Annotated in this window: 11 protein-coding genes and 1 pseudogene; 5 read left to right on the forward strand and 7 right to left on the reverse strand. The window is 65.5% G+C overall.

Annotated elements, in window-relative coordinates; all coding sequences use genetic code 11:
* The first annotated feature begins 137 nt into the window (after positions 1-137).
* On the forward strand, positions 138-737 hold the full coding sequence (locus tag VGN93_RS27425) for a YdeI/OmpD-associated family protein (RefSeq protein WP_327510125.1): 600 nt from the start codon (positions 138-140) through the stop codon (positions 735-737).
* Between the two features lie 34 nt (positions 738-771).
* Here the strand turns inward: VGN93_RS27425 and VGN93_RS27430 are convergent, their stop codons facing one another.
* From VGN93_RS27430 to VGN93_RS27455, 6 genes are all read right to left on the reverse strand, one after another.
* Positions 772-1,818, reverse strand: coding sequence for a GH25 family lysozyme (locus tag VGN93_RS27430; RefSeq protein WP_319317284.1), 1,047 nt, complete (start codon positions 1,816-1,818; stop codon positions 772-774).
* A gap of 171 nt (positions 1,819-1,989) precedes the next feature.
* On the reverse strand, positions 1,990-3,648 hold the full coding sequence (locus VGN93_RS27435; protein ID WP_327510126.1) for a urocanate hydratase: 1,659 nt from the start codon (positions 3,646-3,648) through the stop codon (positions 1,990-1,992).
* A 211-nt stretch (positions 3,649-3,859) separates the two neighbouring features.
* Entirely contained in the window at positions 3,860-4,948 is a 1,089-nt protein-coding gene (locus VGN93_RS27440) for a DUF917 domain-containing protein (RefSeq protein ID WP_327510127.1), read from the reverse strand.
* On the reverse strand, positions 4,948-6,219 hold the full coding sequence (locus VGN93_RS27445) for a Zn-dependent hydrolase (protein WP_327510128.1): 1,272 nt from the start codon (positions 6,217-6,219) through the stop codon (positions 4,948-4,950). Before VGN93_RS27445 ends, VGN93_RS27440 begins: the two co-directional genes overlap by 1 nt.
* Positions 6,219-7,595, reverse strand: a complete 1,377-nt coding sequence (locus tag VGN93_RS27450) for a dihydroorotase (RefSeq protein WP_327510129.1) — start codon at positions 7,593-7,595, stop codon at positions 6,219-6,221. The genes VGN93_RS27445 and VGN93_RS27450 overlap by 1 nt, the downstream gene beginning before the upstream one ends.
* A 12-nt stretch (positions 7,596-7,607) precedes the next feature.
* Positions 7,608-9,146: an aromatic amino acid lyase gene (locus VGN93_RS27455; protein ID WP_327510130.1), complete on the reverse strand. Its 1,539-nt coding sequence runs from the start codon at positions 9,144-9,146 to the stop codon at positions 7,608-7,610.
* Positions 9,147-9,317: 171 nt separating this feature from the next.
* Between VGN93_RS27455 and VGN93_RS27460 the strand changes: the two genes are divergently transcribed.
* On the forward strand, positions 9,318-10,475 hold the full coding sequence (locus VGN93_RS27460) for a LysR family transcriptional regulator (RefSeq protein ID WP_327510131.1): 1,158 nt from the start codon (positions 9,318-9,320) through the stop codon (positions 10,473-10,475).
* On the opposite strand, the gene VGN93_RS27465 is transcribed toward VGN93_RS27460, so the two are convergent.
* Positions 10,472-11,446: a GlxA family transcriptional regulator gene (locus VGN93_RS27465; RefSeq protein ID WP_414714191.1), complete on the reverse strand. Its 975-nt coding sequence runs from the start codon at positions 11,444-11,446 to the stop codon at positions 10,472-10,474. The genes VGN93_RS27460 and VGN93_RS27465 overlap by 4 nt on opposite strands.
* A gap of 114 nt (positions 11,447-11,560) precedes the next feature.
* Between VGN93_RS27465 and VGN93_RS27470 the strand changes: the two genes are divergently transcribed.
* From VGN93_RS27470 to VGN93_RS27475, 3 genes and pseudogenes are all read left to right on the forward strand, one after another.
* Entirely contained in the window at positions 11,561-12,475 is a 915-nt protein-coding gene (locus tag VGN93_RS27470) for a 3-keto-5-aminohexanoate cleavage protein (RefSeq protein ID WP_327510132.1), read from the forward strand.
* A 30-nt stretch (positions 12,476-12,505) separates the two neighbouring features.
* Positions 12,506-12,686 (forward strand): annotated as a pseudogene (locus tag VGN93_RS31370) (riboflavin biosynthesis protein RibD); the annotation flags it as partial.
* Between the two features lie 16 nt (positions 12,687-12,702).
* The gene (locus VGN93_RS27475) at positions 12,703-14,196 is read left to right on the forward strand and encodes a carnitine 3-dehydrogenase (protein ID WP_327510133.1); all 1,494 of its coding nucleotides are present in this window, start codon (positions 12,703-12,705) and stop codon (positions 14,194-14,196) included.
* Positions 14,197-14,237 lie beyond the last annotated feature (41 nt).

Consider the following 14,237-nt stretch of genomic DNA (forward strand, 5'->3'; position numbering starts at 1 on the left):
CGGGTTGGTACCGATGGCTAGCCAAAGCGGGAGCAGGCTGGCAAGAAGCGGAGGCATCACATCTTCGGCATACCCGTTCATTCGGGACCGGCAGATGCAAAGCGGCCACGCCCAACGGCAGATCAGGGGAAAACGAGATGGCGCCTGTGGACATCAATCCCGCTCATGTCCGGGAATTTCCAGACCCTGAAAGCTTCTACCGCTGGCTAGCCGAGAACCACGACACGGCGCCGGAAGTGTGGATCAAGATCCACAAGCGCGGCTCGGGCCTCCAGTCCATCACGGCGGAAGAGGCGATCGAGGTGGTGCTCTGCTGGGGCTGGATCGACGCCATCCGCAAGGGGCTGGACGAGAAGAGCTTCTTCCAGCGCTACTGCCCGCGCGGGCGCAAGAGCGTGTGGAGCAAGAAGAATGTCGATACGGTCGGCCGCCTGGTCGACGAGGGCCGCATGACCGAGCATGGCCTGAAGCACGTCGCAGCGGCGAAGGCGGATGGCCGCTGGGACAAGGCCTATGGCAGCGGCAAGGACCTGAAAATTCCGCCGGACCTGCAGGCGGCAATCGACGCGGACCCCACCGCCAGGGACATGCTCGGTAGGCTCACCGAACAGAACCGCTTTGCCCTCGCCTTCCGCATGCACAACATCAAGACGGACGCCGCCCGCAAGCGGAACATCGAGGCCTTCGTGGATATGCTCAAACGCGGCGAGACGATCTACCCGCAGAAGCAGAAGTAGACCGTCCCGATCGTCTTGAGGATCTCATCGGCAATCAGTCGCGGCTGGCCGTTCTGGTACCGGACTGGCCGTTCAGCCAATTGTGCCAGTCGCTCTCGCTGCCGGCAAAGACGTTGAGGTCGATCTTCCCCGTGACCCCATGCGACAGGCCGGACCCCGAATATTGCCAGAACATCCAGCGGCGGTTCGGGTAGCGCTTCGAGGGGTGTGCGGCGACCGAGCGCAGCCAGAACGGATGGTTCTTGAGTTCACCCGACAGGTTGTCCTCGTAGAAATCCGGCGCCGTATAGATGATCGGCCGCTTGCCGTAATGGCGTTCCAGAATGTCGGAGAAGACCTGGATCTTCTCGACATATTGCGCGCGTGTGAGACGCTTCTTGCACTTCGATTCGCCATTATATTCGGCATCGATCACCGGCGGCAGCGCATCCGGATCCTTCGGCACGTTGCGGATGAACCATTCGGCCTGCGAGCTTGCAACGCGGCACCAGTAGAAGAAGTGGTACGCACCACGCCGGATACCGGCTTCCTTGGCCCGCCGCCAGTTCTTCTGGAACATCGGGTCAAGGTGGTCGCCGCCGTCGGTCGCCTTGATGAAGGCGAAGTTGGCGCCCTGCGTGCGCAGTTTCATCCAGTCGATATCGCCCTGCCAGCGCGACACGTCGACGCCGTGCACCTGGTAATGCCGCGGCGCGCGCTTGCCGAAATTGATCGGATGCGCATCGCGAAACTGCTGGCTGTAGATGCGCGACCGCTTCTTCGAGCGGCCTTCGGAGGGCGTTTCGACGGCCGTCAGCGCCTCTTCCGGCCGTTCGGAGGGAATTGCCGATTGTTTGGTGACGCTCTCGAAAACGTTGGAATCCGCGCCGGGCCCGGCCCAGGCGAGCATTTCGGCGCCGTCCGCCGTCACCTTGCTTTCGCCGACCGCGACGTCCGGAACGGGATTGCCGCCCTTGGAAACGGAGCTCGTGATTTCCGCCGACGGCTTGATCGACAGCGCCGCCGTGGGATTCGAGCTCGACGCACAGCCGGCCATGGAGGCGCAGCCGAGGAGGATCGCTGACAGGATCGAAAGACGCATTGGCACTCGCACGCAAAACTAACCGAAGGCCCGCCCTTTCGACACAGGGACGGAATTACTAACGGAAGATTACCGCGAAATGTTAAATGCGAGGTTTACGGAGGACTCGACATTTCAGGTACTTAGCGCCGGGAGCTATGACGGGCCTTCACGAACGCGTTATTGGTCAGGTCAGATCCGCACGTAGCCGATGCCCTTCTTGTCGATCTCGTCGAGCGACTCGTCGTAACCGGCATCCGCATAACGGATCACACCGAGCGAGGTGTCGTTCGTCAAGGCGTGCTCAAGCCGTTCCGCCCCCTCTTCCGTGCCGTCGGCGACCAGCGTCACGCCGCAGCTCGTCATGTAGCCGGCATACCCGCCGCCGCCGGAATGGATGACGACGAGGTCGGCCATGGAGGAGGTGAGCAGCATGGCATCGAGCAGCGGCCAGTCGGCGATGGCGTCCGAGCCGTCCTTCATGCGCTCCGTCATGATGTTCGGATGCGCCATGGCCCCGGCATCGAGATGGTCGCGCGAGAACGCGATCGGCCCCGCAAGTTCGCCGGCCGCGACCAGCTTGTTGACGGCCAGCGCCAGCGCCGTCCGCTCGCCATGGCCGAGCCAGGCGATACGTGCCGGCAGCCCCTCGAAGGGTACGTTTTCGCGCGCCAGCCGGATCCAGTTGGTGACGATCCGGTTGTCCGGAAACATTTCTAGCACCAGATCGTCGATCCGCGCGATATCGCTCTCCTCGCCGGACAGCGCCATCCAGCGGAACGGCCCGATGGCGCGCGCAAACAGCGGCCGCAGATAGGCTTCGGTGAAGATCGGAATATCGAAGGCATTGGCGACGCCGCCTTCCCGCGCCTGCGTGCGGATGAGGTTGCCGTTGTCGAAGACCTCCGCGCCGCGCTTCTGGAACGCCAGCATCGCCGAGACATGCTCGACGATCGAGGCCCGGCTCGCCGCCATCAACTGCCCCTGCCCGTCGTCGCGCAACCCCTTCACCTGGTCGAGGCTCATGCCCTTCGGCACATAGCCGTAGACGAGGTCATGCGCCGAGGTCTGGTCGGTGACGATATCCGGCACGATGCCGCGCCGCGCGATCTCCGGATAGATTTCCGCCGCATTGCCGACGAGCCCGATCGAGGTCGCCCTCTTCTCTTTCACCGCCTCATCGATCATCGCCAGCGCCGTATCGAGATCCGGCGCCACATGCTCCAGATACCCGACCGCCTTGCGCGCCGCCGCGCGCGCCGGATCGATATCGACGCAGAGGATAGCGGCCCCCGCCATGCGTCCGGCAAGCGGCTGCGCGCCACCCATACCGCCAAGGCCGGCGGTCAGGATGAAGCGCCCGGCAAGGCTGCCGCCAAAGCGTTTCTCCGCAATGCGCATGAAGATTTCATAGGTGCCCTGGATGACGCCCTGGCTGCCGATATATTGCCAGGCGCCGGCCGTCAGCCCGCCCCAGCAGATCAGCCCCTTGCGCTGGAGTTCATAAAACACCTCCGCCTTCGCCCATTGCCCGACGATGTTGCAATTCGCCATGATGACGAGCGGCGCCTTCGCATGGGTCTTGAGCAGCCCGACCGGCTTGCCGGACTGGATGACCAGCGTCTGGTCCTCGTCCATCTCCGTCAACGCCTTGACGATCGCCCGATGCGCCGCCCAGTTGCGCGCCGCCTTGCCCAGCGCCGCATAGACGATGAGATTGTCCGGATCCTCGCCAACCGACAGCACGTTTTCCAGCAGCCGCAACAACCCCTCCTGCCGCCAGCCCTTGGCGCGCAGCACCGGGCCGCTCGGGATCGGATAGTTCGGATGGCGTGGGTTCGGTTTCGGCATGGTCGTCTCCTCAGATCGGTTGTTCCGGGGGGCTCACCCCCCTCTGCCCTGCCGGGCATCTCCCCCTCAAGGGGGGAGATCGGCCAGAGGCGATTACATCACTTTATTCGCACGCGTTGCCGTTGATCGAGTGGCTGCCACAAGTCGATCTCCCCCCTTGAGGGGGAGATGCCCGGCAGGGCAGAGGGGGGTGTCAAACACACCCTTGCCACTAGGCCAGGGCGTAACTCACCAGATCGATCCCCATCGCCTTCTCCACCGACGGATAGACGGTAGGATCGAGCACGCTGGAGGCGAGCGGGATGATGGTTTTCGGCACATGCAGCACGAAAACGGTCATGCCGACCTCGAGCTGCCCGACACTGAGCGGCTCGCCCTCCGGCGACAATGTGGTGATGACATCCGGGAAGGTGGCAAGGCGTTTGCCCGCGGCCGATTCCACCGCCATGTACTCGTTCATCACATGCAGCACCGAGGCGCTGTCGCCCGTGCCGAGCGTCACCGTGCCGATGTCGAAGGCTTCCTTGGTATAGACCACCGACTTGCCAGTGATCGTGCCTTCGGAAAGGATCGCGCCGCCCGTCGTCCTGACGATCGCGTCGATGATCGCGGAACCACCCTTGCCCTCCGCCGCGAGGATCGCCTCGCCGAGTGTCAGCGCCAGCGAGATGCCGCCGAGCGCCGCGTTCTTGCGGACATAGGAGGCGCGCAGCGGGTTGCGGCAGGAGGCGATGAAGCCGCCGGACATGTCGGATGCGGTGCGCAGGATCGGCGAGATCTTTGCCGTCGCGCCGCGCACGACGAGTTCGATATAGCGGTTCTCGTCGCGGTTGCCGCCGACGGCCGTCTGGATCATCTGCTCCGGCGAGCCCGCCATGCCGATCGAGCCCATGTCGCCGGTCGGGTGGGCACGCATGTCGCCGACGGCATCCAGCACCTTGGTGCCGAGGATAGCCGAGGGTAGCCAGCCGTTCAGCGTCGAGGACTTGCCGTTCTGGCCGACCATCAGCGCCGCGACCTTCTCGCCGAGCGCCTCCTGCAAAAGCTCGACGGCCTTCACATAATCGACGCCGCGCATTTCCCAGGGCGTGGTCGAGGCCGGAGCGCCGATGGCGGCCGCCGTCGCCACCCAGTCATCATCGGAGAGTTCATCGATGGAGACCAGTTCCGGCTTGCCGATCGACACCGCGGCAAGCCCAAGCATGCGGCCATGATCCGCCCAGCCGCCGCCGCCGGCCGCATAGACCGAGCCGCCCTTGACTGCCGCCTCGACGTCTTTTTCCTTTAGAATCCGGCCCATCAGACGTCCTCCTGACTCAAGATCTTATCCAGCTGAATCACTGCGTTAAAAAGCACCGCCGCGCCGAGCGCGATGTCGTCCGTCTCGGCAAATTCTTCAGGCGCATGGCTGCGCCCGCCAAGGCAGGGCACGAAGATCATCGCCGAGCGCGTCACCCGCGCCATCCAGGCCGTGTCGTGACCGGCACCGGATGCCATGCGGCGATGGCTGGCGCCCGCGACCTCGCAAGCGGCATCCAGCACGTCGAGCAGCAACGGATCACCGGGTGTCGGCGGGTTGTCGGAGATGCGGCGCGGTGTCTCGATGACGGTGCCCGTCTCGCGTGCCAACTGTTCGGCCATCAGGCCCACCGATGCCGCGAAAAGGTCCATCGCGGTCCGATCCTCCGCCCGCGCATCGATCAGCAGGCGCGCGCGGGAGGGCACGACATTGGCGGCATTCGGCTCGATGGAGAATTCGCCGACCGTCGCGGTGAAATGGCTCGGCCCGTCGGAAAGCGATTTCGCCAGCGCCTCGATACCCGTCACCAGCCGCGCGGCCGCCGCGAGCGCATCGGCACGATTGCCCATCGGCGTCGTGCCGGCATGGTCCGCCCGGCCCTGCACGATGATCTCTATACGCGTGATGCCCGCGATTGCCGTCACCACGCCGATGTCGCGCTTTTCGGTTTCCAGCACCGGGCCCTGCTCGATGTGCAGTTCGAGAAAGGCGGCGATATCCTTGCGCGCCTCGACGGCGATGCGCGCCGGATCGCCGCCGGCATCGCGAATGCCCTGCTCCAGCGTCAGCCCATTGCTTTCGCGCGAAAACCAGTCCTCCGGCAGCACACCGGCCATGCCGCGGCTGCCGATGCAGGAAACGCCGAAGATGGAGACTTCCTCGGCCAGGAAATCGACGACCTCCAGGTCGTGGTCCAGTTCGATGCCCTGGTCGGCGAGCGCCCGGGCCACTTCCAGCGCCACCGCCACGCCGGCGATGCCGTCATAACGCCCGCCATCCGGCACCGTGTCGGAATGGGAGCCGAGCATGATCGTGCCGAGGCCGGGCTCCCTGCCTGGCCGCCTGGCGACGAGATTGCCCGCGGCATCCACGCGCGTCTCAAGCCCCGCGGCCTGAAATTTTTCGAGAAGAAAATCCCGCCCCGCCGGGAACAGAGCGGTAAAGGCACGCCGCGTATAGGGCCGACCGGGCTCGGTGAGCCGGGCAAGGCCGTCGATCACATCCTGTATGCGGGCGGGATCGACCGGCAGATTGGTTTTCGGCGCGGCCATCAGGCGCAGCCCGAGACGAGCGTCGGCAGCGGGCGCACAAAGGCGCCGGTGCCGGGCTCGGCCAGCACCTTGGCGCCGTCGAAGGCGAGCTTGCCGCGCAGATAGGTGGCGGAAATGCGCCATGGCAGGCGAATACCGTTATAGGGCGACCAGCCGACGACGTTGTGGCCGCTAGCTGCAGCGTCATAGGTGTACGGCTCCGGCGTCAGCACGGTAATGTCGGCATCCTTGCCTGCCTCCAGCGCGCCCTTCACATGATCGAGCCGGAAATGGCGGGCCGGGTTGAGCGTCATCAGCTCGGCGGCGCGGGTCAGCGGAATGCCGCGCTCCAGCGCACCCTTGACGAAGAGCGGCACCATGACCTCCAGCCCCGGCACGCCGGAAGCATTCGCCAGCATGTCCGGATTGGTCTTGCGGTCCTCCGACCAGCTCACATGGTCGGTGGAAACGAGCGTGACATTGCCCTCGGCGACATGGCGCCACAGCTTTTCCACCTCGGCGCGCGGGCGGATCGGCGGGTTGATCTTCGCCTTGCCGCCGAGCCGGGCGACGTCGTTCTCCTCGTCGAGCGTCAGGTAGTGGATGCAGCACTCGATGGTCGCGCGAAAACCTTGGGCGCGATAGGCGGAGGCGATCTCGTAACCGCGGCCGAGCGAGCAATGCACGACATGGGCCGGGCAGCCAGTTTGCGCACCGGTCTCGTAGATCTGGTTGGAGGCGAGCAGCTCCGTCAGCGGCGGGCGCGACAGGCCGTGCGCGCGATAGTCGGTGATGCCCGCGGCCTTGACCTTGGCGATCGCAGCGCGCACCGCCTCGTCATCCTCGTTGTGCACCCCGGCGGTCAGGCCGGTGGACGCGATGGCGCGGAAGCAGTCTTCCAGCAGCGCCGCCGGGATGCGCGGAAACCGCTTCGGATCGGTGCCGAAGGTGGAGAACTTGAAGGCGGCGACGCCGGCCTCGACCATCTCGCCGATGCGCGCCGGGCCCTCTTCCGGATCGACCGTACCATAGAGCGCGAAATCGACGCGGGCCTGTGGCGAGGCATGGTCGACCTTGATTTTCACGGCCTCGGCCGAGCAGACGAGATTGCCCTCGTCATAGGGCATGTCGACGATGGTCGTGACACCGCCGGCCGCCGCCGAGCGCGTCGACCAGATGAAATCCTCCTGGTTCTTCTGCGACAGCGAATGCACCTGCGCGTCGATGGCGCCGGGCAGGATCAGCGCCCCGGAAAGGTCGTGCCGTTCCCTGGCTGCCGGCATCGCGCCCTGCCCGACATGCACCACCTTGCCATCACGGACGGCGACATGGCCGCCCTCGACGATGCGGTCGGCGAGCACCACGGTGCCTTTCAGAACGAGATCGAAATCGGCCATCGGGTTCTCCCGTCAGAGTTTTAGGGCGAAGAACGTGTCGACGCCCGCCATCGGCGCCGCCTCGACGAAGGCGGCCAGTGCCTCGGGGCTTGCGAGATCGCGGTCGAGCGCCTCGATCTCGGCGGAAAGCGGCCGGTCCTTGCGGTAGAACGGGCTTACTGCCCGCGTGCGCGCATAGGCAACGGCCACCACGCCCTCGACATTGTCGCCGGCAAGGTCGATCGCCTGCGCCGACAGCATCGCTTCGAGGGCGGCAAGCTGGCGCAGGTCGCGCACCTGGCTTTCCATGCGCTCGACGATCAGCGGCAGGAAGGTCGCCTCTTCTTCGAGGCCGCCGGCAACGACGATCGACTGGGCCGAAATCGGCACGGCCAGCGACTGGATGCGCATGTAGAGTTCGACGGCAAGCTTCAACAGCGGGCCGAAACCCGTCGCCGCCTCGCCGGGCGCGACAAGATTGACCGGCAGGTTGCGGCGAACACCATTCGCCAGGAGCACGCAGCGGTTCAGCACGTTGCGGGCGAGATGGGCAAAGCCCGTCTGCGCGGCCTCGACATAGAGCGTGGTCGACAGCGGCAGCGAGCCGCCGGAGGCCATGACGTGACTGTCCATCACCACCGGATTGTCATCCGACTGCGCCGTCGCCTCGACGATGCGCTCGGCAGCGAGCAACAACGTATCGAGGCAGGCGCCGAACACCTGGGCGGTCATGCGCAGGCTGAGCGGATCGTGGATGGCCGAGGGCTTTGGCCAATGACCGGAGGAAGCCTGTTCCTCGAACCAGGTGCCGGCCAGCGCCTCGCCGTGGGCGGACAACCTTGCGGCCACCCGCCACGGATCGGCCGAGGCGCCGAGCGCCAGCGACGAGAGCAGGCCCGTCACCATGAGATTGCGGATGGCCTTCGCCGCCTCGCGCACCACATTGGCGGCGGCGGCATGAGAAATGGCGTTGACGCTGAGCGCCGCCAGCGCGTCGCGCGGCTGCATGCGGTACGGTTCCAGACCGGCGCGCGTCAGCGCCTCCATGGCCGGCAGGCGCTCGCCGCCATACCAGGCCTCGCCGTCGCCGGTTATCACCGAGGCGATCTGCCCCATCAGGCCGATATCCGCGCAGCCCATCGAGCCATGCCGGCGCACGACGGGCACGACGTCCTTTTCGAGCAGCGCAAGGAAGGCGTCGATCAGCTCCGGGCTGCAACCGGAATAGCCGCCGAGCGCTGTGTTGACGCGGATCGCCATCGCCTTGCGCACGATCGGCAGGGTGAAGGGCTCTCCGGTGCCGAAATGGTGCGCCCTGACAAGGTTGCTGTTGAACTCCATCAGGTCGTCGGCCGTCCAGAGCTTGTCCTTCATCGAGCCCACGCCGGTATTGGCGCCGTAGATCGGCAGGCCCGTAGCAAGACGATCCGTGATGACGAGGCGTGACGCGCCGACGCGGCCCATGCCGATCTCGCAGGCGACCGGCCGCCGCGTGCCGGCGCCGATCGCCTCCAGCGCTGCGAAGTCGAGCGGTTGACCGGTGAGATAGAGCGTATCGGCGGAAGCGAGCATGTTTGGAAGCCTGTTTTTCAAAGCAATTCCAGAAAAAGTGTGAAGCGGTTTTTCGTCCGGAATTGCGTAGAAACTGAAAATGGATGTTATGCGCATCGCGGCGCAAACAGATATCCCAAAATCCGTACGGTCCATGTTATGAACTGAACGGAGCACCGAAGGACCGCACCCTTGGATCTGTCCACCCTCTGCCTTGTGCACAGCATTCTCGAAGAACGCGGCATCCGCAGGGCAGCCGCCGCAATGGGCCGCCCGGCCTCCAGCGCCAGCGCCGCACTCCGGCGCGTCGAGGCCAGCCTGTCCATGCCGCTGGTGCGCCGCGACGGCCAGGCGCTGGTGCCGACGCTGGAGGCCGAAACGCGCCTGCCGCGCTTTGCGGAGATCGCGGAGGCCGCCGCCGCCCTTGCCGCGCTCGGTGAGGGATCACGCGATGCGATCTCGCTCTCCGCCCTCGCCCGTTTCGCCACCGTTGCCAGAACCGGCAGCATCAACGGCGCCGCCAAAAGCCTCGGACTTGGCCAGCCGCAACTCACCCGCCAGCTCAGCCATCTGGAAGACGCGCTCGGCTGCAAATTGCTGGAGCGTTCGGCGACGGGGATCAGCTGCTCGCCGGCCGGCCTCGAAGCGCTGGCGCTTGCCGAGCGCATCGGCGCGGCATGGGAGGCGCTGTCGGCCGCCTCGGCGGAACGCTTCCGCCGCAGCGCCGCCACATGGCGGCTCGGCACGATCATCCCCTTCGGCCATGAAAGCGAGATCGCCGCCATGCTCGCGCGGCTGACGGTCGAATGGCGGGCGGCGCGGCCCCGCCAGCCGCTCTTCCTCTCCTCCACCACGGCGGACGACCTGGTCTCCGGCCTGAAGACCCGCCGCTTCGACCTGATCCTGCTCGACACCGACCACTACCCCGCCGAATTCGAGGGACAACTGATCGGCCGCTCGCAACTGGCGCTCGCCGGCCCGCGCTCGCTGGACGAGGCGGAGCGGCAGGATTTCGCGGCCCTGCTGCGGCGCTATCCCATCGCCGTGCCGAGCCCGCGAAGCGGCCTGCGCCAGATGACGGACCGCTTCCTTGAAGCGACGCTGACACCGGCAGAACGGTCACGCCTGACGCTGGTCGAGGTCGATTCCATCCCCGTCATCATCAATCTCGTGCTCCGCCACGGCCATCTCTCCGTGCTGCCGGAACATTCCGTCGCCAACATCAACCCGCCGCCGACGCTGCTGCCGCTTTATCCGGCCTATCAACAATCGCTGAGCCTCGTCTGGCCGCGTGATGCGCTCTCCCGGCAGGCAGCCGAAACGATGCTGCCTTTGCTCGCGAAGAGCTAACCCTTCGCCCCGGCCCGAAGCCGCCGCCGGGTCTCCGTCGGGCTTTCGTGATAATGCGCCCGGTAGCTGCGCGAGAAGGCGGAGGAGGAGTTGAAGCCGGTCAGCGCGGCGATGTCGGCGAACTCGGCTCTGGTCTCGATGACCTTTCGCCGGGCCGCATTGAGCCTGAGCGCCAGATAATGCTGGTGCGGCGCCACGCCCATCGATTCCTGGAACAGGTCCTGCAAATGCCGCGCGCTGATGCCGACGCGTTTGGCAAGCCGCGCCAGCGTCAGCGGCGCATCCACCGTCTCCTCCATCAGCCGCACCGCCTGGCTGACCCGCTGGTCGGCGACGCGCATATTGCCGAGCGCCGGCACCTGAAGCAGGCCGCCGGTGCGCTCGTGCTCGTAGATGAAGAGCCGCGACACTTCGAGCGCCAGCGAATAACCCTGCCGGCGACGGATGATCTCCAGCATCAGGTCGAGCGTCGGCAATGAGCCGCCCGTCGTGATGCGCTTGCCGTCGATGACATAGCGCTCACGCACCACGCCGATCTGCGGAAAGGCGGAGGCGAATTCCTCCATGTCCTCCCAGTGGATCGTCACCGAATGGCCGTCGAGCAGGCTTGCCTGCGCCAAGAGCCAGCTGCCCGATTCGATGCCGGCCATCATGCTGCGATAGCGCGCCGTCTGCGAAAGCTGGCGCCGCAACAGAGGCGTCGCACTCATCTGCCATTGATAGGAGGAAAGCACGAAAAGCGGCTGGGTCTCCTTTTCCGGCCGGAACAGGCCATCGACCGGCACGGGAATGCGGCTGCGCGTCTCGATCGGCTGGCCATCCGGCGAGAAGATGCGCCAGCAGTAAAGGTCCTGCCCGGAGATGCGGTTTGCCGCGCGCAAGGGCTCGATAACCGAGGCGACGAGGATGAGGTTGGTCTCGGGCAGAACGAGAATGTCGATGTCGAGTGTCTCGGAGGATGGATCCAGCATGGCGAAAGCATGCGTGTTCACCTCTCGAATTGTCAAGGATAGATCCGAAAAGTGAAAGCACTGCGCCTCCTCTTGGCTCGTAATGTCCCCCATAAGAATTCTGGGAGAGACCACATGCCCTTAGCCATGAACCGTGATGTCTTCATCACCTGCGCCGTCACCGGCTCCGGCGACACCGCCGGCAAATCGCCCCACGTGCCGCGCTCGCCCAAAGAGATCGCCGAATCGGCGATCGACGCCGCCAAGGCCGGTGCCGCCGTCGTGCACTGCCACGTCCGCGATCCGGAAACCGGCGCGCCGAGCCGCCGCAACGATCTCTACCGCGAAGTGACCGAGCGCATCCGCGACGCCGAGGTGGACGTGGTGCTGAACCTCACCGCCGGCATGGGCGGCGACATGATTTTCGGCAATACCGAACAGCCGCTGCCGCTGAACCCCAACGGCACGGACATGGTCGGCGCCACCGAGCGCGTCAGCCACGTCGCCGAATGCCTGCCGGAAATCTGCACGCTCGATTGCGGCACGATGAACTTTTCGCTCGGCGACTACGTGATGACCAACACGCCGTCCATGCTGCGCGCGATGGGCAGGATGATGACGGACCTCGGCGTGCGGCCGGAAATCGAGGCCTTCGACACCGGCCATCTGTGGTTCGCCAAGCAGCTCGTCGAGGAAGGCGTCATCGAAGACCCGGTTCTCATCCAGCTCTGCATGGGCATTCCGTGGGGCGCGCCCGACGACCTCAACACCTTCATGGCGATGGTCAACAACGTGCCGTCGTCCTGGACCTTCTCCGCCTTCTCGATCGGCCGCAACGCCATGGCCTATCCGGCCGCGTCCGTGCTTGCCGGCGGCAATGTCCGCGTCGGTCTTGAAGACAACCTCTATGTCGGCAAGGGCCAGCTCGCCACCAATGCGCAGCTCGTCGAAAAGGCCGTCAACGTCGTCGAAAGCATGGGCGCGCGTATCATCGGCCCGGCTGAAGTGCGCGAGAAGCTGAAACTGACGAAGCGGGCGCCGCGGGGCTGACGGGAACGAAGCGTTGAGGGGGGAAGGTGTCTACCCCCCTCTGCCCTGCCGGGCATCTCCCCCTCAAGGGGGGAGATCGGCAAGAAGCCGGCTCCCTGTCTCAACCGCGACGTTTGCAATGGGCAAGGCATTGCCCCATCCGATCTCCCCCCTTGAGGGGGAGATGCCCGGCAGGGCAGAGGGGGGTGCCGCATCTGAACATCAGGAATTATGAAGGCAGTATCCTTATGACCAAAATCAACAAGGCAGCCTGTATCGGCGGCGGTGTCATCGGCGGGGCCTGGGTCGCGCGTTTCGCGCTCGCCGGCATCGACGTCAATATTTTCGATCCGCATCCGGAAGCCGAGCGCATCATCGGCGAAGTGATGGCCAACGCCGAGCGCGCCTATGGCATGCTCACCATGGCGCCGCTGCCGCCGAAGGGCAAAATCACCTTCTGCAAAAGCTTGGAAGACGCCGTTCAAGACGCTGACTGGATTCAGGAAAGCGTGCCCGAGCGGCTGGAAATGAAGCGCGGCGTCATCACCCAGATCGACGCCGCCGCGAAACCCGACGCCCTGATCGGCTCCTCCACCTCCGGCCTGATGCCGACCGATCTCCAGCGCGACATGAAACACCCCGAACGCCTGTTCGTGGCGCATCCCTACAACCCCGTCTACCTGCTGCCGCTGGCCGAGCTCGTCGGCGGCGAGAAGACCAGCAAGGCGACGCTCGAAGCCGCCAAGGCGAAGCTCGCGCCGATCGGCATGAAGGGCGTGATCATCAAGAAGGAGATCGAGGCCTTCGTCGGCGATCGCCTGCTCGAAGCCGTCTGGCGCGAGGGCCTCTGGCTGATCAAGGACGACATCTGCGACACCGAGACGCTCGACGACGTGATCCGCTATTCGTTCGGCATCCGCTGGGCGCAGATGGGCATGTTCGAGACCTACCGCATCGCCGGCGGCGAAGCCGGCATGCGCCACTTCCTCGCCCAGTTCGGCCCCTGCCTCTCCTGGCCCTGGACCAAGCTCACCGACGTCGTCGATCTCAACGACGAACTGGTGGAAAAGATCGCCCGGCAGTCGGACGACCAGTCCGGCGCCCGCGGCATCCGCGATCTGGAGCGCATCCGCGACCAGAACCTCGTCGGCATCATGCATGCGCTGAAGGCCGGCGACGACGGCAAGGGCTGGGGTGCCGGCAAGCTGCTCGCCGAGTTCGAGGAACACCTCTGGTCGAAGGCCGGCAAAGCGAGGGTCGAAGTCTCCGCCGCCGAGCCGCTGCGCCTCGTCGACACCAAGGTCAACGCCGCCTGGGTCGATTACAACGGCCACATGACCGAGCACCGCTATCTCCAGCTCTTCGGCGATACGATGGATGCGCTGCTCAGGCTGATCGGTGTCGACTTCGCCTATGTCGAGGCCGGCCACAGCTACTACACGGTGGAAACCCACATCCGCCATCTCGGCGAGGCCAAGCTCGGCCAGGCGCTCTATACGACGCTCCAGCTTCTCTCCTCCGACAACAAGCGGCTGCACTTCTTCACCCGCATCCATGACGCGGCGACCGGCGATGTCATCGCGACCGCCGAGCAGATGGCGCTGCATGTCGACAGCAAGGCCGGCAAGAGCGTCGACGCTCCGGCGGACGTGCTGGCGAAGATTGCCGAGATTGCTGAAGCCCATGCCAGGCTGCCGGCGCCTGAGGGTGTCGGCCGGCATGTCGGGCAGAAGCATAAGTGACGGCGCGCGTTGCGTGACAAGAATACGGGGAGGATTTTTCC

This window comes from Shinella sp., from assembly GCF_035998705.1.
Classification (GTDB): domain Bacteria; phylum Pseudomonadota; class Alphaproteobacteria; order Rhizobiales; family Rhizobiaceae; genus Shinella.

What these genes read in the sequence shown, in the direction of transcription:
- VGN93_RS27425 (WP_327510125.1), top strand. Translation starts at nt 138, where the DNA reads ATGGCGCCTGTGGACATCAATCCCGCTCATGTCCGGGAATTTCCAGAC.
- VGN93_RS27430 (WP_319317284.1), bottom strand. Translation starts at nt 1,818, where the DNA reads ATGCGTCTTTCGATCCTGTCAGCGATCCTCCTCGGCTGCGCCTCCATG.
- VGN93_RS27435 (WP_327510126.1), bottom strand. Translation starts at nt 3,648, where the DNA reads ATGCCGAAACCGAACCCACGCCATCCGAACTATCCGATCCCGAGCGGC.
- VGN93_RS27440 (WP_327510127.1), bottom strand. Translation starts at nt 4,948, where the DNA reads ATGGGCCGGATTCTAAAGGAAAAAGACGTCGAGGCGGCAGTCAAGGGC.
- VGN93_RS27445 (WP_327510128.1), bottom strand. Translation starts at nt 6,219, where the DNA reads ATGGCCGCGCCGAAAACCAATCTGCCGGTCGATCCCGCCCGCATACAG.
- VGN93_RS27450 (WP_327510129.1), bottom strand. Translation starts at nt 7,595, where the DNA reads ATGGCCGATTTCGATCTCGTTCTGAAAGGCACCGTGGTGCTCGCCGAC.
- VGN93_RS27455 (WP_327510130.1), bottom strand. Translation starts at nt 9,146, where the DNA reads ATGCTCGCTTCCGCCGATACGCTCTATCTCACCGGTCAACCGCTCGAC.
- VGN93_RS27465 (WP_414714191.1), bottom strand. Translation starts at nt 11,446, where the DNA reads ATGCTGGATCCATCCTCCGAGACACTCGACATCGACATTCTCGTTCTG.
- VGN93_RS27470 (WP_327510132.1), top strand. Translation starts at nt 11,561, where the DNA reads ATGCCCTTAGCCATGAACCGTGATGTCTTCATCACCTGCGCCGTCACC.
- VGN93_RS27475 (WP_327510133.1), top strand. Translation starts at nt 12,703, where the DNA reads ATGACCAAAATCAACAAGGCAGCCTGTATCGGCGGCGGTGTCATCGGC.